The following is a 26,577-nucleotide window of genomic DNA, read 5'->3' as shown; positions in this document are numbered from 1 at the left end:
TGTGCGTGCGTGTGTGTTGACATTCAGAGACGGAACAACTATAATTTCAACACGACTACATGAAACAAAAATAGAGAGGGCAATGTCTGAATATGTCTTCATAGACTGTAACCGCATACAGGAATACGTCTTTGCTTCCAGACGTCTGAAAGAGATATGCAATGCCTCGTTATTACTTTCCTGGATAGAGGATGAAAATATTCGGGATATAGCTAAACGCTCCAGATGCAAAATCATCCGTGCTGGCGGTGGAGTGGTTATAGCTGAATGTGATAGTTATCAGAACGCAAAGGACTTTGAAATTAAGGCTATCAATTCATACAGAGAATATGGAATCTCTGTAACCTCACAAATCTTTCCTCATTTATCAAGCTCACCTGCGGACTTTTATAGAGAAGTACTAATGCCGATGTTTAGGGAGATGCAGGTGAGGAAGAGCCAGCCATGTGATAATGAGCTAATCATCTCATCTATCTTATCGGTACCCTGTGAAAGTTCAGGCATTGGAAACGCTGAAAACGTTGTAGTTCTTCCAGGCAATAAAGAGAGAAGATTCAATACATCTGAAGCAGAGAAGTTCATATTTGACAAGAAAAATCCTGATAACAAGTATTCTGAAGTAGAAAAGCAACTCATTGATTATTTTAAATATTCCCTTCCGAAAGATTTTGGCGGTATTGTAAGTTGGAACAATAGGGAAGATATACAGATAAAAGAAGCCGGCACTTCTGAGAAGAGGATAATGGGGATTATCTATGCAGATGTGAACGGACTCGGTAAGTTAACAAAAAATGTAGGAAAAAACAAAGACCTTTATGAGCTTTTCTCCCCTGAACTTACAAAAATAATAAAAGACTCTCTGTTTGAATCTTTTAAGGTTGTAATCGAACCTGCGATTAAAGCGAAGCTACCTTCTCCTGGTATTACTGCACTACCTGTAAGGGTCCTATATATTGGGGGCGATGACCTTGCTGTGGCTATACAGGGGTGTTTTGCACTGGATGTGGCATCTTCTCTTCTTAATACTTTTGAAAAAAAATCAAAGAAACTTATGGAAACGTTTAAGGATATTCAAGAGTCAGATAATGATCTTCCTGAATACCTTACCATGTCCGCAGGTGTAGTTCTTGCTCCATATAACTATCCAATCCAGAACTTTAACCACATAGGAAAAGAGCTTGAGACAAGAGCAAAGGTTTATAGCAGAGTCAGTTCCGATAGTATCAAGCCTTCCCTTATTGACTTCTGTCTTATAAAAAACCAGACATCCGGTGACTTAAATTCCATAAGAATACGTAGGATGACAAAAACCGATTCTGGAAATGTAGATCTTATGCTCTATGGGGGGCCATACACACCTGATGAGATTATTAAACTTACGGAAACATCTCTTGAGCTTATTAGTGATGAATTTCCCATGAACAAACTGAAAGATCTGGCGATTCTGCTGGCGCAGAAAAGAGATGAAGCAAAAAAGGACTATAAACTATGGTACGAACGTTTGAGCGACAAAAATAAAGATTATATAGATACCCTGACTGGAAGATTTTCATTAAATAATGATCTTCCGGTGAAACCGAATATCATCGGGGACTCTACCCCGATAGTAGACATCATAGAGATGATGGAAATTTTCGGTCTGATTGAGGAAGGAGGATAAACTGTATAACATTCAATACAAGATTGAATTCTCTTCTCCCTTTATTATAGCTTCTTCAGTAACAGATCCTGGGAAGTATGATATGGTTTCTCTCCTTTCAGACGGAGTTCCCTATATCCCTGCCTCAAGTGTAAGGGGAAGGGTTAAGGCATCCATCTGGCAACATTGTTATGAAAATAAATACTGGGGGAGCTATGATCTCTGCGATGCTCAATCCAAAGGAGAAGGTAAGTACTGTCAGCCTGATTACGGAAAGGATAACTTCAGTCTTTGCCCTCTTTGTCGCATATTTGGGATACCTGGAGGCGAAATAAAAAGGAGTTTTGACTTCTCAGGAGCTTATGTTACGAAACCATATGATCAAATTTTCAAGAACTTATTCGAGTCTACCGGAGATATTTATACACGACGTGCACGGAACAGTATCGATCCCTTACTGAGAAGAGCGAGAGAGGATGCACTTTTTTCATCAGGACTGATTGATATGCCGGTTGGTCTTGTGGGGAACATATTAGAAATGCCTGACCATAAACGATATTCTGATGATATACGTTACTTTGATTATTCATTGGCTTTACTCTGCCTTAGACTGATAACTGAAATTGGTGGGAATAGAAACAGGGGGCTCGGTCAATGCCGGGTTATCCCTGAAAACGGTTGGAAATCACATATCAATAAACATATAGCCGATTGGAAGAATGCTATAAGACAGGCAGAGAGAGTGTTATGATTTATCCTGTCAGGGCTGAAGTTACTGAAGAAATCTGCCTTTCACAGAGGCAGGGATTTGGAAATCAGTATGAAACTCTTCCTTTTATCCCCGGCAGGATTCTATGGGGAACTGTAGCCTCATTAACAGGTATCAGGCCTGGGGACAAACCTGATAAAAATTTCATGAACATTTTTTACTCCGGCAATGTAGTATTCTCCAATCTTTATCCTGAAGACAAAGGCGGCTATAGGACAAAACCAGCACCTCTATCTGCAAGGACATTCAAAAGTGCCCCTGGGTTTAAAAGTGACGGGGTTGACTATTCACAAAACGGTTATGCAGATGGTGTTGATGACTGGCTTTTAAGGGGTATTCCCGAGAACGTTGAATATGAGGATTACGTAAAACATCAGGGGTTTTACTCAGGGAATCCCCCTGCGTGCAATACATTTCATCTATCTTTCAACCAGCTTACACAACATGAACGGGACAATATAAGGGGAGTTACCAAAGCAGGAAGGCTCTTTTCAAGAATAACGATACCAAGAGGCACTGTCTTTATTGGATATATAAAGTCAAATATAAATGATTTAGATAAGACGTTAGAGGATACACTTAAAAAAATGGGTATAATAGATGGCATTGAAATTCCCATTGGTAGAAGTCCCGGCAGGATTTTTTTGAAGAAAGAGGATGATGTTACCAAGGTTCTGAATGAAAATATAAATTTTTATCCAGAATACTTCAGTATTAGCTGTTATTCAGACACCATATTACCTGATTCATTCCATAGGTATCTGACTTATGTGCCTGAAACAATTATATCGGATATTGTCAGGGATACGGTTGAATTTTGCAAGCTTGAACGATTTTTTTCATCTAAGAAAGTTGTTCATGGCTGGAATGGCGCCTATCAGAGACCCTTGGAGGCAGAGATTGCCATTTCAATGGGGAGTTCTTTTCTCTTTCGATTTGAACTTAAGAGGGATAAGAACCAAAGTGATTTGATAGGGGCTTTTAAAGAACTACAGGCTCATGGATTGGGATTAAGAAGACAGGAAGGATTTGGAGAAATAAGGATTAATGACCCATTTCATTTTCAATCAGGGGTTATGTAATGAATGAACGCTTCCGTAAGAGACTAATAAAAGAAGCCGTAAAGCTGGGAGCAAGAAAGGCAATTGACCACGTCTCAATATTTGCAGAGATTCTTGATAATAACAGAGCAAAAGGGGAAGAAATTAAATACTTTTTATCAAAGTTTAAGGGGGCTGAAACTAAAACCCAGAATGAGCAATTCATAGAACTTATTTTCAGAGACGATGAGGTTAAAAACTGGGCCATGTTTTTTGCACATGAAAATCAAAAGGAGGAAAGTGCCTGGAAGAGTAATATTGTTAAAGAGTTAGCCGATAAACTTCCATCATGGTCTAAAAAAGAAAGAAATGAATATACTGATAGCAGATTGGAAGATAATCTCGGGAGTTTTATTAAGGAAACAAGTGATATTGATATAAATTCTTTTGAATTACGTCGAAATGATTTTATGGAATGGAGAAGGGATATTTTGCGAAGTATTATTAGAGATATTTTAAAGGGTATTGCTTCATGAAGAGTCATTATTTTAAAGGTGAGCTTGTTCTTCAAAGTCCACTTCATCTTGGCTCTGGTGAAAAAGATGATTATATTGATAGTCTTGTCTTACGAGAAATGGATGGAGTTCCTGTAATTTCCGGAACGTCCATCTGTGGCATAATGGCATCCCTTGCAAAGAAAAGACTGAGACTTGAAAAAGTGCCAACAGAGAATATTGATGCTGAACCTGTTTTTAAGGCGCTCTTTGGGTCAGCAGCAGAAGAAAGGAATGGCAGAAACGAAGGTAGAGAATCAAGACTTATTGTGCATGACGCACAGTTAATTCCTGCTTCAATGGGCACGTCATTTATACAGGATAGAACTTCCATCAACCGGGAGAGGGGTAGCGCTGAGGAGCAGCATCTTTTCCATGATGAAGTTATTTCTTCAAAAAGCAGATTCAGTTTTTCCTGTGTATTTAGAGAAAAGAATGTTATTGAGGAAGAAAAAGCTCTTCAAGACCATGGCAGGGGACCAGATAAAGAAGCATTCCATTTATTCCTTGACCTGCTTGAATTAATGGAAAAGGGCTGGGCTTCTATCGGGGGAAAGACAGGCACAGGTCATGGAGAATTTACGATTGAGAATTTAAAATGTTCCGTATTCGATAGTTCCAACCCTGAAGATGTCTTAAGGTTTGTGCTCGATGGAGTAGACGCCTTGGAACAGATTAATTTAATAAATTTAAGAGACAATTTAAAAACCAATCCCTTAAGAACAAGCAATCACTCAGGTGATAAGTATCCTGGGCCAGAGGTTCTCATTATAGAAGGTGTGCTCAGACCCATTGATCCGATTATGGTAAAGACAGGTTATTCTCTTGAATCAGTCAGTTATAAAGGATCTAAAAAGGAGGAAGGACAGCCAATTGATAAGTTGCAAGATTTTCCACCCCTTAATGATCTAATATCGGTTGATTCAGCTTTCTGCCTTAATGAAGAAGGGATACCATATCTTCCGGGTTCTTCAATTAGAGGTTGCCTCCGTTCCCATGCAGAGCGGATGGTACGAACAATGATCTTCGAAAGATTTAAGAATAATGATCCTTTTAAAAATGACAGGGACGGCAGATTTACTCTGAATGCCATCTGGGATTTGAAAAGACTTAGAGACAAAGGTAAAGAGTTTAAAAAAGCAGGTTTTAATGATGTATATGATAATGCCTGTATTATCAGTAAATTATTCGGTTTTCCTGCAATGGGTGGAAGGATATATTTTTCTGATGCCGTCCCGATAGATGCAAATAAATTTAAAAATAGGCTCAAACTCCTTGACCATGTGGCAATTGACAGGTTCACTGGTGGTGCGGCTCACGGCAAGAAATTTAATTCAAGACCTTTCTACCCATTCTATGAAGTGGGTAGATTCCCTGAAAATGATGACCTGCCGGATGATTCAGGAGATATCTGTTTTAAGATAGAAATCCATGACTTTAAATTGTGGCACTTCGGGCTTGTATCATTATTGCTTAAAGACCTCCATAATGCCAGGATTTCGGTAGGTTTTGGGAAGAATAAAGGCTTCGGTAGAGTAAAACTCCTTCCGGGGAGTACAAGGATGGAAGCGATTACACATGGTAACGGTGTGCTTTCTGAAATGGCTACTACTCCTACTTCAAAGGTTGGAGGATTTCGGTATGTCTCTGCAACAATAAAACCAGATAGGTATTTCTGGATTTCACCTGAAAACGGGATATTGTATGAGGTCGTTAAGAATGCAGTCTCTTCATTCAGAGAAAAAGTCTTAGAATGGACCCCTGAAAATATAATCCCGGAGGCTGAGATAAAGTGAATTTAACTGTAATAGCAGGAATAGTTGATGGAAGCTCACTTCAATCTTGGCTATATAGTGAACCTACAAAAGAACGGCTTAAACAGGCAGATAATATCCATGCCCTTATTGAATATGTTCACCGCTATAATTTTGCCGACCTTGGAAGATTATTTGCTGACTTAAACTGTGAGCAGATTGCAGAATATGGGCTTAAAGGAAGGATATTCTGGGATAAAGGACAGCTTGAATGGAGAAGGCTTTATGAAGGTAAATTTTCACTCTTAATATTGATAGAAGATGGTAATTGGGATGAATTCCCAGAAGCATTTAAGCCAGAGCAAGACTTTGATAAAGATATAGCTTCTTTTAAAGACAGAAACCTGATGCTCTGGGGAACATATAATGACAAGGAGAAAGCCTACTACGAACTCAGGGTCGCTGGTTCAAGACCGATTGAATACCCTGATGCCATAATGAAACTTCAAAAAAAATATCCAGTATTAAAGATAAGGGAATATTTCAATAAGCAAAAAGAGCCCGTCCTCTGGAGGTTCTTATACCCTGAGGCTAAGGATATCGAAGAGCTTAAATTAAAGGAAAAAACCGTGGAGGATTAAAATGAAATTCATTTATCCATATAACTTTGTCCCCTGCGAAGATGAAACAAAGAGGGATAAATTCAAACCAACTCATCTATATAATGGGCTATCCGGACGTATAGAATATAGACTTAAAACTTTAACTCCCCTTTTTATTCCTGACCCTGAAGGAACCACAGTTTACCAACTGGCAAATGAAGCTGAAAAGAAAAAAACCCATAAAGTTATGGACTTCTTTAATGTTAATGACCGCCTATGTCTGCCCCCGACATCAATAAAGGGAATGGTGCGCAATGTGGTGGAGGCAGCAACGAATAGTAGTTTTGGAGTACTATCATCTTATCCATATCCTACGGTTAGAAAGCCACCTGATCAAGCTGAACCTCTTGTTGTTACAAAGGAAGGAAAAGACAATGGAAACGGGTGGGAATTTAAGGAGGCCGATGCTTTTAAAGTAAATAAAGATTGGTGTGGAGAGAGTGAAGGAGACAGCAATTACATACCATATTGTGCTGAAATAGAATTCAGATCATCAGGTAGAAAAGTTGTTTATCTAAAATATGAAAATGAAGGTAAAAGTATAGAGAAGGGAAATAAAACAGAAGGTGATATATACGGAAAAGGTTTGCTTTACAGGCCCGTTAAACCAATAGAGGATCAGCCGAAATTGTTTAAGATAATCTGTCATTTTGATGGAGAGAATAACACAGCTGATTTAGACTTTTCAAAAGTTGCAAAGAGAACCGACATTTCTAATAGAATGATTAAACAGTATAAAGAGGCATATCCAGAGTGGAAGTTAAAAAAACATTCTATACTATTTTTCATGAAAAGATTTCATTTTAGTAATGAAGAGACATGCGATAAACCTACAATTGGAAGAGTATTAGCACATAAAATGGTAGAGGAGTGTTCTGTAGAAGATCTAATAAAACATTCCACACGATCTGCCCTTTATCCAAAAACTCCAGAACGGCTCTGTCCCGCAACAAGGCTTCTTGGTTGGGTTCCGGAAAAGGAAGGGTCTGAACAGGGCATAGCTGGCCGTGTCAGATTTAAGACGGCGTGGTCTGATAAAAAGCTTGAAAATACCATACTTATACCACTGAAGATACTTGCCAGCCCAAAGCCAAAATATTATCCTTTCTATCTTAAGCCAAAAGACAACAACATCGATCCCAACGAAAAGGCTGCCTATTACACAAAGTCCGAAAAAGAGTGGGCTAAAATACCGGGGACCATAAGAGGTAGGAAGTTCTATCTTCACCACCCTGCAGCAATGAAAGATGACTGGCAAACACACATAAGCTACGAACATGAACATCTTTCAGAAGAAGGGAAAAAAGAGCCTACACAGCCACATATCAACCAGAACTCAACCTGTGCTGTTTTACCACCAAATGCTGAGTTCAAGGGAACTATTGAGTTTGAGTCCCTTGATGAATATGAGCTTGGTATGCTTCTCTGGTGTTTGACATTATCAGACAATCCTCTTAAGGCTTCACAAGACTTTGCACATAAACTTGGCATGGGGAAGGGAATAGGAATGGGAAGTGTTCAGTTTAATATTGAAACTGTTGTTATTGAAAGACCTGAAAAGAGCTGGTTTGACATGGAAAGCACTGAAGTAGAACTTGACTCTATTGATACTAACCCTGTAACAGAAAGCAATTTACAGGAATATGTCAGAAAATTCAAGGCATGGCTGGTAACAGGTTCTCCTGAAGGAGAGGATCGAAGCAACAACTTTAAAGAGTTACCATTCATAAAAAATCTTCTTTTGATATTCGAGAAAAACCTTGCAGGTGATACACCTGTTCAATATTATCCGCCTGGAACTTACGCTGATAAAGGATTTGAATATTTTATGAAACAAAGGGCAAAAAGGCTGCAAAATAATGAGGAACCCCTTAAAACCCCAGCAGCAATAAAGAGTGGGAATCATCAGAAAGGATAATATGGAAATCCACATCATTACAGTTGGCACCTCTCTATTAACGAATACTGGCTATCTAAGAAATAAAAGAAGCAACCAGACAGATAAAGTTAAAAAACTAAATGACAAGTGTAACAAGATTGAGGAAGCAATCATTAACGGGCAACCACCTACAGAGCATGATATTAATGAAGTGCGAGATCTTCTATCTCAGTTAAACCCGGAAGATGAGATCAATTTAAGACCTCCTGACCTCAGACAACCTAGAGGAACTGACAGGCTCCCACAGGAGTTAAGCTATCTATGGATAAGAAAAAGGGATGAATTAAGGACGCAACCTGAATTTCCCGAATTGGTTTATCTCCTTCCATCAGGCACACCCGATTCCATGTTCTGTGCAGAAGTTATAAAAAGTTATATAAATAAACATGTTGAACTTAGCAACTACTTCAAAGCAGTCGACATCTGTCCTGTAGAAGGCATAAATGCCTTTGAGGGCATACAATTTAGAGACCAGGGTGTCAAAAATCTTTTTGAGGTTATTTATAAGCTGATTAACTTATATTCAGATAAAGATACAATTTACCTGAATATAACAGGTGGATATAAGGGAATAGTGCCTTATACCACACTTCAGGGAATGCTGCATCCCTCGGAAAAGGTGACAATCTGCTACCTTTTTGAGAGTTCACAGGAAATTATAAAAATCCCTTCCTACCCTATAGGGGTTGACTTTCAGCTCTGGCACAGAAATGCCGTGAGATTGAAGATGGTTTGCGAGCACGGGATAGCGTGCTTCAAGGAAAAGAATCTTGATCCTAAGTTAAAGGAGCTTATAAAGGATAATAACCTCGACGCACTTGGAAAGCAACTTGAACAAAAATACATTAAACAATCAAAAGAACAGCCTCTCGAGGTCTATTCAAAAGAGATAGTCAGAATCATCTTGTGTGATGATTCCAATGCTTCCGAATACATAGAGATACTTGAGGGTATCATCAACAAAGCAGGCGTCAACATCTGGACAGGCGACAAGATTCCAGAGATGGTTGAACATGCAAGGAGGCATCACCACAACCTTCTTGAATTTGCCGAGATGTTTCTCACCCCTATATTTGCAGAAAATAACACATTCCTCAACATAAAGGAAAGATTCTGTCTGATAGCTGCCATCCTTCTGCATGACTGCGGGCACAGTATTGATTATATGGATACTGGAATGAATAGGTTCGGTCTTGTCCCTCTCTTTCCCGGCGAAATACGGAAGTATCATCATCTGCTTGCCCCCAGGCGGCTTGAGGATCCCGATCTGGGGAAAACAATAGGATGGGTGAAAAAAGAATATCCAAAAGAAACAGGGATAGATGAGAAGCTCCATGACGCCGTCATGACGGTATGCCGTTACCATAGAAGGAGCACGCCTTTCAATGAAGATGAAGAGGAGTTTAACAATCCCTTTACTGGAGAAACCTTTCCACCTTTGATTAAATATAGGAATACTTTTAAAGATATCGGTGTTGACATCATGAAGGTTGCGGCCATGATACGCCTCATTGACGGATGTGACAATCAGGCCAGCAGGACGGGCACTAAAGAGGATGTAGAAATAACCCTTGAATTGCTGAAGAAGGATTACGAATCCACACACAAACGAGCAGAAGAAACCCTTGAGGCTTATAAGCATGTATGCATTGCCATAAAAGACAATACCGATGATGAGCTAAAAGAAGGCTGTAATTATATAGACTATATAAATATGAAACTTAAGGATGAATACATGGACTTCCGCATTAAATGTCTTGAAACACTGAAAAACACTAAAAACGACGGAGATAAGACCCTTGCCCGTCTATGGCTTGCTGCTGCTGAACTGGTAGACAGGGCAGACATGAAGCATAAGCAAGATGAGCACTATCTGAAACATCAGTGTGTAGAAAGGGTAATGGTGATCCCTTCAGGAAATTTTAATAGTAATGATAATTTTGAATTTAATATTGTGTTATACAAAAACGATGAAATTGCTGAAGAATATCTTGGTAATGAAAGGAAAGGATTCATCGAAGATGAACTGAAATCCGAGTATAGTGCAATTGAGGAATACCTATTAAATGAATGCAAGCTCAGGATCAGATACTGGTGGGAAGAAGGATATAAGGAAATGAGTAACGGGGGACAGCCTTTTTATGAATACCATGGATAAGGCAGATTTAAATTTATGCAATACTTCCAACATAATCCAGTCACTGAGCGGTTTTACTTTAACACCACTTGAATTTACACTCTCCCCTCTTGAAAAAATCCATCTCGGCCCTGACGAGGTTAAGGGCGACAGATGGCGTGGCGGATTCGGGGAGGCACTGAGGAATCTGGCATGTTTTTATAGGTGGGAGGAGACCGAGTGCACTCAGTGTAACCTTACACCAGATTGTTTCTACTTCTTATACTTTGCTACAAACAGACCCCATCCATACATAATGCGTCCCAAGCTCGATTCAAAAAGGGTGTATAATTCAGGGGAAGATATGTCACTTGAAATTGTTCTGATAGGTGAAGCAACTGGACATGCGGATAAGTTTATTAAAACTATTGAGGAGCTTGGCAGGACAGGTATCGGAACAAGAAGAGGAAGATTCAGGATAAAAGATGTAGAGGTAAGAAAACCCGTGAGTTTCAGAGGGTTTTTTCACTCAGAGGTTCAATCAATGGAAGAACTTACAATTGAACTCCTAACCCCCTTAAAAATAAAGGATGAAGAAAAGGGTATTTATTATACAGAGGTATCTTTTGAAACCCTGTTCAGACTTTTAATAAAGAGGATTATAAACCTTAACAACCTTTACTGCAATGGCAGGAGTTTTGACAAGGAGCGGATCGAACCCGAAAAACAGGACCTTTTAACCTTGGCCGGTAAGATTGAAACAAAAGCATATACAGAATGGCGGGATTTTAACAGATTTTCCTCAAGACAGCATAAATCCCTGAAAATAGGTGGACAATTAGGGATAATAAGGTATAATGGAGAAATAGGCCGGTTTTATCCATATCTTAAGATGGGAGAGGTGCTCGGAGTCGGGCAGCATACAACAAGCGGATTCGGAAGATACCGCTTGTTGCCGCCTGAGAAACAGGAATATAAGGTAAGAGTTTAACAGAAGGCGAGTAACAGGGGAATTTTAAAGAGAAAAAGAGTGTTTTTTATAAAATCTCTCAGGCGGGCGTTGCAAACACTGGCTCTTTGACAACTTTAAGGCTGTTTTTGGTACAATTTTGAGGAAAATGGAGAGAGAAAATTTAGACAGGCGGGAATTGCCCTGTAGAGGCTTATGTATCAAGGGTTTACAGAGGGTGGGTTCAAAAGAGCCGATGTTAAGAGGCAACTGAAACTTGATTATTTTAACACTAGACCAGTCCACGATCTCAACTGTTCAAAAGAGCCGATGTTAAGAGGCAACTGAAACCTTGAGCTTGCGCGTCAGACATAAAACCTCCTTCTGTTGTTCAAAAGAGCCGATGTTAAGAGGCAACTGAAACCCTCCCTGACTTCTCGGACAACCCAGTCGAAACTGAACGTTCAAAAGAGCCGATGTTAAGAGGCAACTGAAACTGCCTGTAGTTCTTTTTGCTGTTACAAGCTCCTTCTTAAGTTCAAAAGAGCCGATGTTAAGAGGCAACTGAAACGGAATGCTTCCCCTCCGGGAACCTCCCATCTCTGGGACGAGTTCAAAAGAGCCGATGTTAAGAGGCAACTGAAACAAATAGCGACCGCAGTTAGTCCAGTCGGGGTGGAGGGGTTCAAAAGAGCCGATGTTAAGAGGCAACTGAAACTAAAGGCCTCCTCCGGATCCGTAGGCAAGACTCCATTGGTTCAAAAGAGCCGATGTTAAGAGGCAACTGAAACATCCTGAACAACTGCTGTTAGCTCACGGCTGGAAACTGCGTTCAAAAGAGCCGATGTTAAGAGGCAACTGAAACTGAGTAACCAGTCGTGCCTAATGCCGCAATGACTTCACCGTTCAAAAGAGCCGATGTTAAGAGGCAACTGAAACTCTATTTCTTCTTCGCTCATCTCCGCCATTGCGGATCGTTCAAAAGAGCCGATGTTAAGAGGCAACTGAAACATGAATCTCCTTCCGCAATGTTAACCCCGTCTTTCGCGTGTTCAAAAGAGCCGATGTTAAGAGGCAACTGAAACTCCCAGTCGGGAAATTCCATAAAACTTGATGAATCGTGTTGAAAAGAGCCGCTGTTAAGAGGCAACTGAAACCACCATTGGCAAAGGTGATACTGCAATCCTCGCGTTGAAAAGAGCCGCTGTTAAGAGGCAACTGAAACACGCAGTTATCTTTTCCGAGCAACTGCAATGCTTGTTGAAAAGAGCCGCTGTTAAGAGGCAACTGAAACTTCAGCATCCTTAATAACTGATTCGACGTGAAAGTAGCCAGGTTGAAAAGAGCCGCTGTTAAGAGGCAACTGAAACATCATTTCCGTACTCACCATCAGTCAACTTAATTGACATAAGTTGAAAAGAGCCGCTGTTAACGTATAAGACTTAGGGGACGTTATTGACTACGTTGACTAACTATGTTATAGTAATGCAGTCAGGGGAACGTAATTACAAAAAAAACGACTACAACACGGAGAAAAAAATGCCACGGCTGACAAGGCTTGATGCACCGGGAACACTGCACCTTATTAACCCGGCAAATAAAAACAGCGTTTTTTAGCTGGTTAAGGGGTAGATATTACAGACACGCAGGTTTTTCTGAATAAGAGCCGTGGTAATAGAAGGAAAAGAGAAGAGGAACACACCCCTTAATCCCCTCTTGATAGAGGGGAGAGTTCTTGTCATTCATGTTTTTACGGGTAAGAGCGGAACGAGGTAAGGTGGAAGGCAGGTAAAAAAACAGTCTTGAGAAGGCAGGGAGAGTAGGTCAAGGGTATTGTTTGAACTTGAAGATGAGAAGATAATAATATATAGAATAAGTCATAGAAAAGAAGCATATAAGTAAGGAGAGGAAGATGATTACAATAAGACCTAAAATACTTGAAAAGGATGGAAAGAAAGAGTTTGTGGTTCTGACCTATGAAGAGTTTATGAAAATACAAGAAGAATTAGAAGATTATGAAGATTTAAAGGAGCTCAGAAAAACGAAACAGGAAGAGGCAAATGCCCCCACAGTTGATTTAAAAGAGGCGAAAAAAGAATCAGGATTAGAATAGCATATGGGGGAAGATAACAATACTCATTACTTCAAAAATATTTCAGAACATGAGGGGAGAATTCTGCATGTAGTTGTAAACCCTCGTGTTTCACCAAAGAAAGTGGTTACAGTATTTTTTGACCGCAGAGCAAGGAGGCAAAAATGAGATTAAAAGTTGACAAAGAAAACGATGCTCTTTATTTCCGACTGGATGAGTCGTCCATCGTAGAATCAGAAGAAGTCCAGCCAGGTGTGATTCTGGATTTCAACGCAGATGGCAAAGTAGTGGGTGTTGAAATGCTCAATCTCAGTGCCAGAATAAACCCCGAGCAGTTAAAAGTCCTTCAATTCGAGACAGTATAATATCCGCTAACGAAATCCAGTTATCTGACCGGGACCAGCCCTTGAATCGTGACAAAATAATCATAAAGTCAAAAGAGTGATTAAATAAAAAACAGTCCGGGGGGGATAAATGCAAAACAGGGACTTCTTCCCCGATATCATTACAAGCCTTCCACAGGCTGACATTCCTGCAAAAGGACTGACTTCATATCTTCTTCAATGCACAAATCACCAGGTTGCCTTCATGATCTTTGAAGAAGATATTGAAATACCCGAGCATTCGCATGAAGCACAATGGGGAGTTGTTCTGGATGGAGAGATAGAATTGACGATAGATGGGGAAAGACAAATCTACAGGAGAGGTGATACATATTTTATCCCTGAAGACATTCCACATAGTGCAAGGATAAAGGCACGTTACAAGGACTTAACCTTTTTCAATCAAAATGATAGATTTAAGGCTGGAAATAAACCGGATCGATCATGATAAAATGTACAATGAACGAATTTTTGAAATCCCTGAATAACAATACCTTCCAACGGATTGCAAACAGCATTTGCTGAACCATCAAAACGGAGAAAAGAGGGGTTGAGAAAAAAACAACTCCGGAGGGTATTGTCTTTCTGATTTTCCGGGATGGACTAAACTGCCGGGTCACCTTTATAATATAGCCTATGAAAAGAAATGTCCTCTTCATTGTGCTTGTCTCAGCCCTGCTTGCCCTGATACTGAGTTTTTTCACCTCCCTCAGCTTCTACACTGACTGGCTCTTTTTTAAGGAAGTTGGATATGAGGCGGTATTCAGGAAGAGTTTTCTTGCAAAGGTATTCACCGGCCTGGCCGCAGGCGGTATTGCAGCCCTGTTTCTTTTGATAAACATATTCATTGCAAACAGGCAGGAATTTCCCCAGGGCCGTATCTACAGCATTGAGAAAGAGCTCTATGGCTTAAAAAAGTTTGATATGAACAGGCTGATCAAGCACCTCGGTCTGTATCTTTCAGTTCTTGCCTCTTTGGTAGCAGTCATTGCTGCAGGTGGGTACTGGAAAGAGGTGCTTCTGTTTATGGGGGCTCAGCCCGCTGGTCTGGCAGACCCTGTATTCAGCAGGGATGTCTCCTTTTATCTCTTCAGACTTCCACTGATTGATTCCATAAACAGTTTTCTGAGTATTCTGCTCTTGACAGGCATTGTCTTTACTGCCCTGAATTATATACTCAGAGGCGGTATTACCTATATAGAGGGTTTGATAACCATTGACAGGAGGGTCAAGAGACACCTATCCCTTCTCGTGTCCATCTGGATTGTCAATCTGGCCCTGAAATTCTATCTTGACAGGTACGCACTCCTCTTTAATGAACACGGTGTGCTTTACGGGGCCTCATACACGGATGTCAATGCACGGCTCCTGATGTTGAATGTGCTCACTGTGGTCTCTCTTGCCACTGCTGTTGGGTTTTTTGTCGGTGTGACAAGGAGGTCCAAATATGCTGCCATCCTTCCTTTGGCCATTCTTGGTGGCGCCTACTTTCTGGGGATTGGTCTCTATCCATCCCTGCTGCAGAATTTTAAGGTCTCCCCCAATGAGATTGTCCTTGAAAAGCCTTACATTGAGCAGCATATAAAATTTACCAGATACGGCTATGACCTTGAGAGGATTCAGTCAGAACCTTTTGATGTGAGTGAGAAGCTTACATTTACAGACATCAACAGGAATATCTCCACCATCAGAAACATACGCCTCTGGGATGAGGGGCCACTGCTGAAGACATACAGCCAGCTCCAGCAGATAAGGACTTACTACAAGTTTGTTGATGTTGACAATGACCGGTACGATATAGAAGGCAAATACACACAGGTGATGCTCTCTCCAAGGGAACTCTCCTATGAGGACCTGCCCGGGAAGTCATGGATAAATGAAAGACTCGTCTTTACCCACGGCATAGGGCTTGCCATGGGGCCTGTAAGCGGCATAACAAGAGAGGGTTTGCCGGAATTTTTTATAAAGGACATTCCCCCTGTATCAACAACCAATGTCAAGGTGACACGTCCCGAGATTTACTATGGTGAGAAACCCAATGATTACGTGATTGTAAAGACAAAGGTAAAAGAGTTCAGCTACCCGACCACAGAAGGGAATGTCTATACGATTTATGAAGGCTCAGGCGGTATCAAGCTCTCATCCTTTATCAAGCGAATGCTGTATGCCACGTATTTCGGCAATTTCAAGATATTCCTCTCAACCGATATAACCTCGGAGAGCAGGATACTCTATTACAGAAACATAATCGAGAGGGTCAACACCATTGCACCCTTTCTCCTCTATGATTCAGACCCCTATATGGTTGTTTCTGAAAAAGGAAGGCTGTACTGGATTATAGATGCCTATACATTCACTGACAGGCTCCCGTATTCAAAGCCACTGCAACAGGGGATAAATTATATACGCAACCCCATTAAGGTAGTGGTGGACGCATATGATGGTGCGACCTCTTTTTATATTGTTGATGATGATGCGGATATCATTGCCCGTACTTACGGAAAGATTTTTCCCACACTCTTTAAACCCTTAAGTGAGATGCCTGATGGTCTCAGAAAACACATCCGTTATCCCCGCAGTCTTTTGAGGGTTCAGGCCAAAATGTTTTCACTCTTTCATATGACTGATCCAAGGGTTTTCTACAACAAGGAAGACCTCTGGGAAATACCGGTCTATAAGGGCAAGTCCATGGAACCTTACTATATAATAATGAAGCTTCCTGCCGGTCAGGAAGAGGAGTTTGTACTCCTGTTGCCGTTTACCCCGTCCAAACGGGATAACCTTGCTGCATGGATGGCGGCCAGGAGTGATGGAGATAATTATGGAAAGGTTGTAGTATACACGTTTCCCAGAGACAGGTTGGTCTTTGGTCCCAGACAGGTGGATGCCCGTATCGACCAGAACGCCTATATATCTCAACAACTTACTCTTTGGGGACAGAGTGGTTCTGATGTGATCAGGGGCAGTCTCCTCGTAATCCCCATAGAGCGGTCTCTCATCTACGTCCAGCCGCTCTACCTGGTTGCTACAGACAGGGTAGGGTTGCCGGAGTTGAGGCGGGTCATAGTGGCCTATGGCAATAAGGTTGTCATGGAGGACAATCTTGAGGCAGCCCTGAGAAAGCTTTTTAAGGGCTCATTGCCTGAGTTGAAGATTCCGGAGAAGGTTGTAGCAGAGCTTTCGCAGAAGGAACTCGGCAGAAAAGCCCTTGAGAGTCTTGAAAAGGCACGTGAGGCCCTCAGGAAAGAGGATTGGTCGGCATTTGGTGAATATCTGAAGAAGACGGAAGAGCTGCTCAGGGAGTTTTCAAAGCAATCAGGACGCTGAATATAGTATCTGCAGAAAAGGGAGGTCTTGATGAAGAGAGTGGATGCCAGGGGACTTGGATGTCCCAAACCGGTTGTGATGGCTGAAGAGGTGCTTGATACAATTGAAGAGGGAACCGTTGAGGTGCTTGTTGATAATGAGGCATCGGTGGGCAATCTTGGCAGGTTTGCCAGAAAAAATGGCATGCATGTAAAGACCGAAAAGAAAAACGGATATTGGTCTGTAAGGATTACAAAGGGATATGTATGCGATTTTACCCCTGAGGAGACCGTGAGCAAGGAAGAGTCGGCAGAGGAGAAAACCGGAAAGGATATCCTGATGATAATCGGCACCGATACCCTCGGCAAGGACGAGGAGCTCGGAAAGATACTTATGAAGGGGTTTTTTGAGACGATGAAAGTGACCCGCGACTTGCCTGACATGATTTTCTTCCTGAATGCAGGAGTGAAACTCACCACGATAAATGAGGAGATAATCCCGAGCATACGGGATATTGAATCCATGGGGGTAGAGATATTTTCCTGCGGCACATGCCTTAAACACTACGGCCTTGAATCAGAGCTGAAGGCAGGCTACAGGGGGACTACAAATCATATTGTAGAGGGAATAAAAGACTTCGGTAAAGTAGTCTGGATTTGACAGCCTGCCACTGATTTCTATATAATTTCAACAGCTATTTAGCCGCAGATATATGCAGATGTCCTCATATGTTCAGGATATTTAAATACGTTCTTTAAAATTTATGTATCTGTGTTTATCTGCGAAATCTGCGGCAAAAAAGTCTTTTTAATCTTTTGTACAACGTGGGCGATTAGCTCAGTGGGAGAGCGCTGCCTTCACACGGCAGAGGTCGGTGGTTCGAAACCACCATCGCCTACCATCATTTTACCCTTATTTCAGGTCAGCTCCATCCGATATCATCCTCCAAACCTGCGTAAATCAAAAAAATTTTGCCTTAATATGCAGAAATCCTGTAAAATGGTAGCATTATTAAAATATAAGGAGGTTTATTTATGAACAAATCCGAATTAATTGAGAAGGTGTCCGTTGCACTGGAGACCACAAAGACAGAGGCTGCAAAGGCAGTAAATGCTATGCTCAGCACCATAACCGCAACACTCAAAAAGGGTCAGAAGGTTACAATTGCCGGGTTCGGCACCTTCAGTGTTGTAAAACAGAAGGCAAGAAAAGGGAAGAATCCAAGGACAGGAGAAAGCATAAAGATACGCGCCAGAAAGGCTCCTAAATTTAAAGCCGGTAAGGGGTTAAAAGAGACCGTTGGCGGTAAGAAGAAGTAACTGTAGTTCATCCTGTTTCAGATAATCATAATCATAACGTTACTTTAATCTATAAATCAGGGGCATGGAGTGGATAAACTTTCACGCATGCCCCTTTCTGTTTTGTCTTTATTCAGCTCATTGCACTGAGAATCAGATCTGCAACAATTGCAGCTATGGATAGCAGGAATATGATAGCGTAATTAATGTCTTCAAGCGAGGCCTTGATGGAAGAGAGCAGGTACAGGAGGACCTTCCTGTCCTCATCCGACAGAGGGGCCTCGGATTTCAGTTTATCTATCAGCCGGAACCCGTCAACCGTCCTTTTCCTCTTCTTTGAGATTCCGTACCGGTAGAGGAAGAAGAAGCAGTATCCTATCGTACCTGTATACCATACAGGTCTTACCCATTGGGGATTTAAATGCTGAAATACTATTAATGACCTGAAGGCTACAGCAGAAATCAGACCAATGAGAAAGAATCCGTAGATAATCTGTTTAGGGACAATGTGAGGTTCTTTAGTCTGCATCATGAGACAACGCGCTATCCTGAGCTCAGGAGTTTCCCGGCCCTTTCAAGGATATTTTCAACTGTGAAGCCAAACTTTTCAAGCAGCACATTGTGAGGTGCAGATGCACCAAACCTGTCAATCCCGAGGATGTCTCCCTTTAATCCAACATATTTGTGCCAGCTCAATGAGCAGCCGGCCTCTATTGCAAGCCTTTTCTCGCATCCTGAGGGCAATACGCGTTCCCTGTATTTATTGGGCTGTTTGTCAAAGAGTTTAAGGGATGCCATATTGACGACCCTCACCTTTTTCCCTTCCTTCTTAAGCTTCTCCCAGACCGAGAGGGCGAGATGAACCTCAGAGCCTGAGGCCATAAGGATCAGGTCCGGTGTCCCTCTTGTATCTGCAATGATATATCCTCCCCTGTCTGTTCCATCTGCCGGGGCATATTTTTTCCTGTCTATTACAGGCAGTTTCTGTCTTGTAAGTATAAGGGCAACCGGGCCTCCTTTGTGCCGGAGGGCTGTTTTCCATGCCTCCCTTGCCTCGTTGGCATCAGCGGGGCGTATCTCTATAAGGTTCGGGATCGACCTTAGTGAGGCAAGATGCTCTATCGGCTGATGAGTCGGGCCGTCTTCTCCAAGACCGATGGAGTCGTGGGTAAAGACGTAGATGACATGCAGTTTCATCATGGCGGCGAGTCTTATTGCCGGCTTCATGTAATCTGAAAATACCAGGAATGTTCCGCCATAGGGAATGATGCGTCCTGAGAGGGCCATTCCGTTCATGGCTGCTGCCATGGCATGTTCCCTTACGCCAAAATGGAGGTTCCTGCCGCCTTTCTTTATCCCGAAATCAGCATATTTTTTCAGATATGTATTATTGGAGGGTGCAAGGTCTGCAGAACCACCGATGATATTATGCATTCTGTCGGCAAGTGCATTGAGCACTTTTCCTGATGCAGAACGCGTGGCTATTGCTCCATCCCCCGGATTAAATTCGGGCAGCCCGGCATCCCATTCGTCAGGCAGAATGCCGTTGTTGAATTCCCTCCACTTTATATAAAGCCCGGGATATTTTTTCCTGTATACCTTTAAGCGGTTCTTCCATTTACCCTCTGCTTTTTTCCCTCTGTCAACAGCCTTTCGCATGTGTTTCAGTGCCTTTTGCGGAACCATGAATTTCGGGCTCAGCGGCCAGTTGGCATTCATCCTTGTCAGCCGTACCTCTTCCTTTCCAAGCGGAGCGCCATGTGATTCGGAAGTGCCCTCCATGTTGGGGCTGCCGAAGGCGATATGCGTCCTTGCAATGATGAGTGAGGGTTTGTCTTCTTCTCTTTTTGCCTCACTGAGGGCGGTTTCAACCCCTTTCAGGTCATTGCCGTCAACCCGCTGGACATGCCAGCCGTAGGCCTTGAAGCGGGCCGTCACATTTTCAGAAAAAGAGAGGTCGGTGGATCCCTCAATGGTAATCCTGTTGTCCGAGTACAGATAGACGAGTTTTCCCAGTTTCAGGTGTCCTGCAAGTGAGGCCGCTTCTGAGGAGACTCCCTCCATGAGGTCGCCGTCACTGCAGATTGAGTAGATATTGTAGTCAACAATCGGGAAGCCCGGTTTATTGAAATATTCCCGCAGATATCTTTCGGCAATTGCCATACCGACACCGGTGGCAAAGCCCTGGCCAAGCGGACCAGTGGTTGTCTCTATTCCGGTCTTCGGGTCATATTCGGGGTGTCCGGGTGTCTTGCTCCCCCACTGGCGGAAGTTCTTTATGTCTTTAAGCCCAAGAGGATAACCACTCAGGTAGAGGAGACTGTAAAGGAGTATGGAACCGTGTCCTGCCGAAAGTACAAACCTGTCCCTGTTGGACCACTGAGGGTTTTTCGGATTATGCTTGAGGGCCTTGCTCCAGAGGACATATGCCATTGCAGCATCACCCATTGGCATGCCCGGATGACCGGACTGTGCCTTTTCAACCGCATCCACCGCAAGAAAGCGGATAGTGTTAATACAGAGTTCATCAATATTCATTCTTTCTTTCCTCCAGGGGGGTAAAAATTTCTTGTAATATTCTGAATAGTTGCTATTTTTAGAAAACTCATAGCCTTACAACCACGCCCTTTGATCTTAAATATTCCTTTGCTTCCCTTATAGTGTATTCCCTGTAATGGAATATGGATGCAGCGAGCACAGCGTCTGCCTTGCCATCGGTCAGGGCCTCGTAGAGGTGTTCAAGGTTTCCTGCTCCGCCGGATGCAATAACAGGTATGCCCACTGCCTCAGCTACAGTACTTGTGAGTTCTATGTCATAGCCGTCCTTTGTCCCGTCCCTGTCCATTGAGGTGAGCAATATCTCTCCAGCGCCAAGCTCTTCCATATATTGAGCCCATCTGACAGCATCAAGCCCCCTCGGTTTCCTTCCACCGTGTGTGTAGACCTCCCAGATGGGGGATTGGCGTTTGACGATTGACGATTTGAGATTCAGGAATTCGAGGGATTCGTTCTGCAACAGCCAGTCCGGAGGTTCTCCTGATGCCCTGCTGCATCTCCTGGCATCTATAGCGACCACTATGCATTGACTGCCGAACTTTTCGGATGCCTCCCTGATAAAGCCGGGATTTCTGATTGCGGTGGTATTTATTGCGACTTTGTCGCAACCTGCGTTCAGCAGGTCGCGTATATCGTCGAGGTTCCTTATTCCACCTCCGACTGTCAGAGGCATGAAGACATCGTTAGCCGTCTTCTCAACCACGTCAAGGATGATATTACGTTTTTCGTGTGAGGCCGTGATGTCGAGGAAGACCAGCTCGTCCGCTCCCTGTTCATCATAGTACAAGGCGTTTTCAACAGGGTCGCCGGCATCACGGATGTTTACAAAATTTACACCCTTTACCACGCGGCCGTCTCTTACGTCAAGGCATGGTATAATCCTTTTTGCAAGCATAGTTGAGTATTATAACAGTCTAGTTGAAAAAATGGACAGATTAGGGCTAAAATCCAGAACAAAGACTTGATTTTATCAATGCGGACAGAGGAGAGAGGATGAAGGAGATAAGGGTTGAGCTTGATGAGAGGAGCTACGGAATTTCCATAGGCAGCGGGATACTTGAGAGGATTGGTGAGAAGTTCAGGAAATATGAGTTCTCTCCAAAGACAGCCCTTGTGAGTAATCCCAAAGTATTTGGGCTCTATGGTGATGTTGTGGTCAACTCGCTGAGGAGTGAAGGATATGATGTCTCTACCATCCTGATTCCTGATGGTGAGGAGTACAAGGATTTTCTCTGGGCTTATCATATCCTGAGTGAACTGTTGAAGGTGGGGCTTGACAGGAAATCGGCAATCCTTGCCCTTGGAGGCGGGGTAATCGGAGATATAACCGGGTTTGCTGCATCAACCTACATGCGTGGTATTGCATATATGCAGCTCCCCACAACCCTCCTTGCTCAGGTGGACAGCTCTGTAGGCGGGAAGACCGGAGTTAATCATTACCTTGGCAAAAATATGATAGGGACCTTCTACCAGCCACGGCTGGTATGGATTGATGTAGACACGCTGAAGACCCTGCCCAAAAAGGAGTTCCTTGCCGGCATGGCTGAGGTGATAAAATACGGCGTTATCTGGGATGTGGAATTCTTTAATTATCTCAGGACGGAAAGGGAGAGGATATTGGCTCTTGATCCCGAATGCCTTGCCCTTATAATCGGACGTTCCTGTGAGATAAAGGCAGATGTGGTATCAAGGGACGAGCGCGAGGAAGGGTTGAGGGCCATACTTAATTACGGCCATACCATCGGTCATGCCATTGAGACAGTGACCGGCTACAGGCGGTATCTGCATGGCGAGGCAGTGGCAATAGGCATGGTTTACGAGGCTGAGCTGTCAGAGGCTCTCGGTTTTCTGGAGAAGGGAAAGGCTGCGGAGATAAAGGCCCTGATAGATTCATACGGGTTGCCCGTGTCTGCAGATACAACGCTTGATCCTGCACCGATGCTTGCGGCAATGGCGATAGATAAAAAAACAGTTGCTGGCCGGCTCAGGTTTGTACTGCCCGAGGATATCGGCAGGGTGAGGATAGAGACCGGGGTGGAAGAGGGTGCTATTAGGGATGTTATCGGAAGATAGATTTTTTGTAGCAGATTGGCAGGGAGAAAATTTTAGACAGGATGAACAGGATGAAAGATGAAAAAAGAGTGATGGAGTAATGAATATGAGCAGGTCATTGATGATACAGGGGACGGGCTCCGGTGTTGGGAAGAGCTTTATTGTGGCAGGGCTTTGCCGCATATTCAGGGATATGGGGATAAAGGTGGCGCCCTTTAAGTCGCAGAACATGGCCCTCAACTCCTTTGTTACAAAAGAGGGTGGTGAGATAGGCAGGGCACAGGTACTACAGGCAGAGGCCGCAGGTGTGGAGCCGTCTGTTTATATGAATCCCATCCTGCTTAAGGCTACAGGTGAGTCAGGTGCACAGGTTATACTCCTTGGCAAGGTGCACTCCACCATGAAGGCAATAGATTATTACAAATTCAGGAAAGTGGCGTGGGAGGCTGTGAGGGATGCCTGGGAGCGGATGAGCAGGGAATATGAGCTTATTGTGATCGAGGGTGCCGGGAGCCCTGCAGAGATTAATCTTGTGAAGGAGGAGATTGTAAATATGGCAGTGGCAAGGCATACCGGCTCTCCGGTAATCCTTGTTGGTGATATTGACAGGGGGGGAGTTTTTGCCTCCCTTTACGGCACAGTTGCACTTCTTGACGGTGATGCAGACTATATCAAGGCCTTTATAATAAACAAATTCAGGGGAGACATGGATATCCTCACGCCCGGCAACAGATTGATTGAAGAAAAGACCGGTGTGCCTGTGATAGGTGTGCTTCCCTATGTTGGAGACCTCGGTCTTCACGAGGAAGATGGCCTTGCCATTGAGAGAATCAGGCCGTCTGCCGGGGTAAGGCCCATAAGGATAACGGTACTGAGGTTGAGGTATATATCAAACTTTACCGACTTTGACCCGTTTCTCTATGAGCCTGACGTGGAGCTGCAATACAGTCTGAGAGAGGAGGATATCCTTAACTCCGACCTTGTAATCATTCCGGGTTCAAAAAATACTGTCAGGGACCTGCTTTACCTGAGAGAATCAGGCATTGAAGACCTCCTCAGAAATGCTGTATCAAAAGAGATCCCGCTGATAGGCATATGCGGCGGATATCAGATGCTTGGCAGGGTTATCAGGGACCCCTACGGGGTTGAGAGTGCCGAGCAGGAGGTTAGAGGGCTCTGTTTTCTTGATACCGAGACAGTGCTTGATACGGAGAAGAGCACCTTTCAGGTGATGGCAGAGGGTGTTGGCATTCCCCTTATTGACAAGGGGCTCAAAGGACTGAGAGGGTATGAGATCCATGTGGGCAGGACCCCTGTGACTTCCGGGCTCTTCAGGATAACCCGGGGTGAAGGCCGGATCATCCCTGACGGGGCATCAAACGGTGATGTGTGGGGCACATATATTCACGGTATATTTGACAATGACTCCTTCAGGAGATCACTTATAAACGGCCTGAGAATCAGAAAGGGTTTTGAACCCCTTGATACGGTTATTGAGTATGCGGCCCTCCGGGATAAGGCCCTTGACCGCTGGGCGGATTTGCTCAGGGAGAATCTCGATATAGAGTTTATAAAGAGACTTGTTTCCTGAGTTTTTTTTCCTTATCTTCGATAGACATACCGACAGGTTGTTGCCATTTTGGCTCCATAATGTTAAGCTAAATATGGTAGTTTGCATACTATTATGTGTGAGACAGAAAGGAGTTAAAATGTCGGTATGTAAAAAAAGTGAAAGGGTTTCAGCGCGGATACCGGCCAATGTGTATGAAACGCTAACTCAAGCTGCCGAGTTTACGGGTGCTACGCTGAACCAGTTTCTTGTACAGTCAGCACTTGAGAAAGCAGAAGAGATTATTGAAAAAGAACGGGTTATCAGAATGTCTAAGCGCTCCGCAAGTGTATTCCTTGATGCTGTTGAGAACCCGCCAAAGCCCAATCGCAGGTTAAAGAGTGCTGTAAAATCGTATAAAAAGTCATTCCCTGATGCTAAGAATAAAAACGCTTAGCAAAGAGCACAACAGGTCAGATTTTGACTGCGGTGTTCCTGAATTAAACCAATATTTAAAGAATATAGCCCGCCAGCATCTCAACAAAGGAATCTCCAGAACATTTGTCCTCGTCGATGATGCAGTGCCAACTGAAATAACAGGATTTTTTACATTAGCTTTTTGTGAAGTTTTCGTTGAAAAGCTTCCTCGCGAGTATGTAAAAAAATATCCTCATAAGGCTCCGGCAGCCAAGCTTGCCCGCCTTGCTGTAGCCAAAGAACGACAGCGTCAGGGATTGGGAATGCATATGCTGGTTAATGCAATAGAACGGATCATCAATGTTTCCAGCAACGTGGGAATTATCGGGTTCTTTGTAGATGCAAAGAATAATGATGCAAAAGCGTATTACGAGCAATTCGGTTTCATACCACTGCCTGACAGGCCGTTAGAGCTTTTCCTGCCACTTGCAACTCTCCGTAAAGCCTACGATACAGTTCTTGGGCATGTATGATGCGTAAATGGAGGGATAAGAAATTGGGACCTTCAAAATTTATCGGCAGCCTGATCGGTTCAGCCATTGGAGACTCACTCGGTGCACAGAGGGAAGGGACTTATGGTTTTAAGGAAGTAACAGAACCCGGTCCGGTGTATACCGACGATACTGCAATGATGATTGCAGTGGCTGAATCGCTGATCGAGTGTAACGGCTTTGACGGAGCGCACATGGCACGGCTCTTTGTGAGCAGTTTTGAGAGGGAGCCCCTGCGCGGCTATGGGGCTGGTCCTCCGAGGATATTTGAGATGATAAAATCAGGCCGTAAATGGGATGAGAATCCGGACAGGGAATTATATGACGGGGGATCCTTTGGAAATGGATCAGCCATGAGGGTAGCACCTGTCGGCTTGTTTTATTATAACGACCCTGAAAAACTGAGGGAGATATCCTGTCAATCAAGCCGGATCACACACAGCCATCCCCTTGGGATGGAGGGGGCGGCACTTCAGGCCTATGCCGTGAGTCTGGCCATAAGGGAGGAACGGGATTTTCCTGAAAAATTAAAGGAATTTACAAGGGTTGATATTTACAGGAAGAAGATGGATGCTCTGAAAGAATTACTGGATAAATTGGAGGACAGGGAACAGGTGGTGAGAGAGCTGGGAAACGGCATTGAGGCATTCAATTCAGTGCCCACGGCCATCTTTTCCTTTTTGGCCAACTCCAGTTTTAAAGAGGCACTGATTTATGCAGTAAGCCTTGGAGGAGATACGGATACTATCGGGGCCATGACCGGGGCAATTGCCGGTGCCTGGTGGGGGATTGACAGTATTCCCCCTGAGTGGAAAGAGAATCTTGAAAACCGGGATTATATGGAAGGGCTCGGAATGAGGATATGGGAGACCGCTATGTCTTCTCAGAAGGGGCTTTTTTAGTTGTATTCTTCGGGCAGGAGATGCATTTCTGTTGCAACCATCTGTGCGG

Annotated in this window: 23 protein-coding genes, 1 tRNA gene and 1 CRISPR repeat array; of the genes, 21 read left to right on the top strand and 3 right to left on the bottom strand. The window is 43.3% G+C overall.

The window, feature by feature from the left end; translation table 11 throughout:
- The first annotated feature begins 82 nt into the window (after window positions 1–82).
- From VST71_08695 to VST71_08620, 16 genes are all read left to right on the top strand, one after another.
- Window positions 83–1,660 carry a hypothetical protein gene (locus VST71_08695; protein MEC4685791.1) on the top strand — a complete coding sequence of 526 codons (1,578 nt, stop codon included), beginning with the start codon at window positions 83–85 and terminating at the stop codon, window positions 1,658–1,660.
- Window positions 1,644–2,390, top strand: coding sequence for an RAMP superfamily CRISPR-associated protein (locus VST71_08690; GenBank protein MEC4685790.1), 747 nt, complete (start codon window positions 1,644–1,646; stop codon window positions 2,388–2,390). The genes VST71_08695 and VST71_08690 overlap by 17 nt, the downstream gene beginning before the upstream one ends.
- Window positions 2,387–3,490, top strand: a complete 1,104-nt coding sequence (locus tag VST71_08685) for a hypothetical protein (protein ID MEC4685789.1) — start codon at window positions 2,387–2,389, stop codon at window positions 3,488–3,490. Before VST71_08690 ends, VST71_08685 begins: the two co-directional genes overlap by 4 nt.
- On the top strand, window positions 3,490–3,984 hold the full coding sequence (locus VST71_08680) for a hypothetical protein (protein ID MEC4685788.1): 495 nt from the start codon (window positions 3,490–3,492) through the stop codon (window positions 3,982–3,984). Before VST71_08685 ends, VST71_08680 begins: the two co-directional genes overlap by 1 nt.
- The gene (locus tag VST71_08675) at window positions 3,981–5,798 is read left to right on the top strand and encodes an RAMP superfamily CRISPR-associated protein (protein MEC4685787.1); all 1,818 of its coding nucleotides are present in this window, start codon (window positions 3,981–3,983) and stop codon (window positions 5,796–5,798) included. The genes VST71_08680 and VST71_08675 overlap by 4 nt, the downstream gene beginning before the upstream one ends.
- Window positions 5,795–6,397, top strand: a complete 603-nt coding sequence (locus VST71_08670; protein MEC4685786.1) for a hypothetical protein — start codon at window positions 5,795–5,797, stop codon at window positions 6,395–6,397. The genes VST71_08675 and VST71_08670 overlap by 4 nt, the downstream gene beginning before the upstream one ends.
- A 1-nt stretch (window position 6,398) precedes the next feature.
- Entirely contained in the window at window positions 6,399–8,336 is a 1,938-nt protein-coding gene (locus VST71_08665; GenBank protein MEC4685785.1) for a TIGR03986 family CRISPR-associated RAMP protein, read from the top strand.
- On the top strand, window positions 8,314–10,515 hold the full coding sequence (locus VST71_08660) for a hypothetical protein (protein ID MEC4685784.1): 2,202 nt from the start codon (window positions 8,314–8,316) through the stop codon (window positions 10,513–10,515). The genes VST71_08665 and VST71_08660 overlap by 23 nt, the downstream gene beginning before the upstream one ends.
- A complete protein-coding gene (gene cas6 / locus VST71_08655) occupies window positions 10,499–11,464 on the top strand; it encodes a CRISPR system precrRNA processing endoribonuclease RAMP protein Cas6 (protein MEC4685783.1) in 966 nt (321 codons plus the stop codon). The genes VST71_08660 and cas6 overlap by 17 nt, the downstream gene beginning before the upstream one ends.
- A gap of 200 nt (window positions 11,465–11,664) precedes the next feature.
- A CRISPR array of direct repeats spans window positions 11,665–12,868; the repeat unit is 35 nt; unit sequence GTTCAAAAGAGCCGATGTTAAGAGGCAACTGAAAC.
- Between the two features lie 466 nt (window positions 12,869–13,334).
- Window positions 13,335–13,535, top strand: a complete 201-nt coding sequence (locus VST71_08650) for a type II toxin-antitoxin system Phd/YefM family antitoxin (protein MEC4685782.1) — start codon at window positions 13,335–13,337, stop codon at window positions 13,533–13,535.
- 143 nt (window positions 13,536–13,678) lie between these two features.
- Window positions 13,679–13,879 (top strand): DUF2283 domain-containing protein, encoded by a 201-nt coding sequence (locus VST71_08645; protein MEC4685781.1) that lies wholly within the window; start codon window positions 13,679–13,681, stop codon window positions 13,877–13,879.
- Window positions 13,880–13,988: 109 nt separating this feature from the next.
- Complete coding sequence (locus tag VST71_08640) at window positions 13,989–14,345, top strand: cupin domain-containing protein (GenBank protein ID MEC4685780.1); 357 nt, start codon at window positions 13,989–13,991, stop codon at window positions 14,343–14,345.
- Window positions 14,346–14,533: 188 nt separating this feature from the next.
- Window positions 14,534–17,224: a UPF0182 family protein gene (locus tag VST71_08635; protein ID MEC4685779.1), complete on the top strand. Its 2,691-nt coding sequence runs from the start codon at window positions 14,534–14,536 to the stop codon at window positions 17,222–17,224.
- Window positions 17,225–17,254: 30 nt separating this feature from the next.
- Window positions 17,255–17,863 (top strand): sulfurtransferase-like selenium metabolism protein YedF, encoded by a 609-nt coding sequence (gene yedF / locus VST71_08630; protein ID MEC4685778.1) that lies wholly within the window; start codon window positions 17,255–17,257, stop codon window positions 17,861–17,863.
- Between the two features lie 166 nt (window positions 17,864–18,029).
- Window positions 18,030–18,104 (top strand) — tRNA-Val (locus tag VST71_08625).
- Between the two features lie 133 nt (window positions 18,105–18,237).
- Window positions 18,238–18,522, top strand: coding sequence for an HU family DNA-binding protein (locus VST71_08620; GenBank protein MEC4685777.1), 285 nt, complete (start codon window positions 18,238–18,240; stop codon window positions 18,520–18,522).
- A gap of 112 nt (window positions 18,523–18,634) precedes the next feature.
- On the opposite strand, the gene VST71_08615 is transcribed toward VST71_08620, so the two are convergent.
- The 3 genes from VST71_08615 to hisF all read right to left on the bottom strand — a co-directional run bounded on the left by VST71_08615 (window position 18,635) and on the right by hisF (window position 21,952).
- The gene (locus VST71_08615) at window positions 18,635–19,033 is read right to left on the bottom strand and encodes a hypothetical protein (GenBank protein ID MEC4685776.1); all 399 of its coding nucleotides are present in this window, start codon (window positions 19,031–19,033) and stop codon (window positions 18,635–18,637) included.
- An 11-nt stretch (window positions 19,034–19,044) separates the two neighbouring features.
- Window positions 19,045–21,039 (bottom strand): transketolase, encoded by a 1,995-nt coding sequence (gene tkt / locus VST71_08610; GenBank protein MEC4685775.1) that lies wholly within the window; start codon window positions 21,037–21,039, stop codon window positions 19,045–19,047.
- A gap of 67 nt (window positions 21,040–21,106) precedes the next feature.
- The gene (hisF, locus tag VST71_08605) at window positions 21,107–21,952 is read right to left on the bottom strand and encodes an imidazole glycerol phosphate synthase subunit HisF (GenBank protein ID MEC4685774.1); all 846 of its coding nucleotides are present in this window, start codon (window positions 21,950–21,952) and stop codon (window positions 21,107–21,109) included.
- 98 nt (window positions 21,953–22,050) lie between these two features.
- Between hisF and aroB the strand changes: the two genes are divergently transcribed.
- The 5 genes from aroB (at window position 22,051) to VST71_08580 (ending at window position 26,528) form a co-directional block, all read left to right on the top strand.
- A complete protein-coding gene (aroB, locus tag VST71_08600; protein MEC4685773.1) occupies window positions 22,051–23,130 on the top strand; it encodes a 3-dehydroquinate synthase in 1,080 nt (359 codons plus the stop codon).
- A gap of 85 nt (window positions 23,131–23,215) precedes the next feature.
- Complete coding sequence (locus VST71_08595; protein MEC4685772.1) at window positions 23,216–24,700, top strand: cobyric acid synthase; 1,485 nt, start codon at window positions 23,216–23,218, stop codon at window positions 24,698–24,700.
- A gap of 118 nt (window positions 24,701–24,818) precedes the next feature.
- Complete coding sequence (locus VST71_08590; protein ID MEC4685771.1) at window positions 24,819–25,115, top strand: DUF1778 domain-containing protein; 297 nt, start codon at window positions 24,819–24,821, stop codon at window positions 25,113–25,115.
- Window positions 25,093–25,608: a GNAT family N-acetyltransferase gene (locus VST71_08585; GenBank protein MEC4685770.1), complete on the top strand. Its 516-nt coding sequence runs from the start codon at window positions 25,093–25,095 to the stop codon at window positions 25,606–25,608. Before VST71_08590 ends, VST71_08585 begins: the two co-directional genes overlap by 23 nt.
- A gap of 23 nt (window positions 25,609–25,631) precedes the next feature.
- Window positions 25,632–26,528 carry an ADP-ribosylglycohydrolase family protein gene (locus VST71_08580; protein MEC4685769.1) on the top strand — a complete coding sequence of 299 codons (897 nt, stop codon included), beginning with the start codon at window positions 25,632–25,634 and terminating at the stop codon, window positions 26,526–26,528.
- The last annotated feature ends 49 nt before the right edge of the window (window positions 26,529–26,577 follow it).

This window comes from Nitrospirota bacterium (genome assembly GCA_035873375.1).
GTDB lineage: Bacteria > Nitrospirota > Thermodesulfovibrionia > Thermodesulfovibrionales > JdFR-85 > BMS3Bbin07.
The sequence above is the reverse complement of the archived record's forward strand: the minus strand, read 5'-3'. Positions and strand labels throughout refer to the sequence as shown.

What these genes read in the sequence shown, in the direction of transcription:
- VST71_08695 (MEC4685791.1), top strand. Translation starts at nt 83, where the DNA reads ATGTCTGAATATGTCTTCATAGACTGTAACCGCATACAGGAATACGTC.
- VST71_08685 (MEC4685789.1), top strand. Translation starts at nt 2,387, where the DNA reads ATGATTTATCCTGTCAGGGCTGAAGTTACTGAAGAAATCTGCCTTTCA.
- VST71_08680 (MEC4685788.1), top strand. Translation starts at nt 3,490, where the DNA reads ATGAATGAACGCTTCCGTAAGAGACTAATAAAAGAAGCCGTAAAGCTG.
- VST71_08675 (MEC4685787.1), top strand. Translation starts at nt 3,981, where the DNA reads ATGAAGAGTCATTATTTTAAAGGTGAGCTTGTTCTTCAAAGTCCACTT.
- VST71_08665 (MEC4685785.1), top strand. Translation starts at nt 6,399, where the DNA reads ATGAAATTCATTTATCCATATAACTTTGTCCCCTGCGAAGATGAAACA.
- cas6 (MEC4685783.1), top strand. Translation starts at nt 10,499, where the DNA reads ATGAATACCATGGATAAGGCAGATTTAAATTTATGCAATACTTCCAAC.
- VST71_08650 (MEC4685782.1), top strand. Translation starts at nt 13,335, where the DNA reads ATGATTACAATAAGACCTAAAATACTTGAAAAGGATGGAAAGAAAGAG.
- VST71_08645 (MEC4685781.1), top strand. Translation starts at nt 13,679, where the DNA reads ATGAGATTAAAAGTTGACAAAGAAAACGATGCTCTTTATTTCCGACTG.
- VST71_08640 (MEC4685780.1), top strand. Translation starts at nt 13,989, where the DNA reads ATGCAAAACAGGGACTTCTTCCCCGATATCATTACAAGCCTTCCACAG.
- VST71_08635 (MEC4685779.1), top strand. Translation starts at nt 14,534, where the DNA reads ATGAAAAGAAATGTCCTCTTCATTGTGCTTGTCTCAGCCCTGCTTGCC.
- yedF (MEC4685778.1), top strand. Translation starts at nt 17,255, where the DNA reads ATGAAGAGAGTGGATGCCAGGGGACTTGGATGTCCCAAACCGGTTGTG.
- VST71_08620 (MEC4685777.1), top strand. Translation starts at nt 18,238, where the DNA reads ATGAACAAATCCGAATTAATTGAGAAGGTGTCCGTTGCACTGGAGACC.
- VST71_08615 (MEC4685776.1), bottom strand. Translation starts at nt 19,033, where the DNA reads ATGATGCAGACTAAAGAACCTCACATTGTCCCTAAACAGATTATCTAC.
- tkt (MEC4685775.1), bottom strand. Translation starts at nt 21,039, where the DNA reads ATGAATATTGATGAACTCTGTATTAACACTATCCGCTTTCTTGCGGTG.
- hisF (MEC4685774.1), bottom strand. Translation starts at nt 21,952, where the DNA reads ATGCTTGCAAAAAGGATTATACCATGCCTTGACGTAAGAGACGGCCGC.
- aroB (MEC4685773.1), top strand. Translation starts at nt 22,051, where the DNA reads ATGAAGGAGATAAGGGTTGAGCTTGATGAGAGGAGCTACGGAATTTCC.
- VST71_08595 (MEC4685772.1), top strand. Translation starts at nt 23,216, where the DNA reads ATGAGCAGGTCATTGATGATACAGGGGACGGGCTCCGGTGTTGGGAAG.
- VST71_08590 (MEC4685771.1), top strand. Translation starts at nt 24,819, where the DNA reads ATGTCGGTATGTAAAAAAAGTGAAAGGGTTTCAGCGCGGATACCGGCC.
- VST71_08585 (MEC4685770.1), top strand. Translation starts at nt 25,093, where the DNA reads ATGCTAAGAATAAAAACGCTTAGCAAAGAGCACAACAGGTCAGATTTT.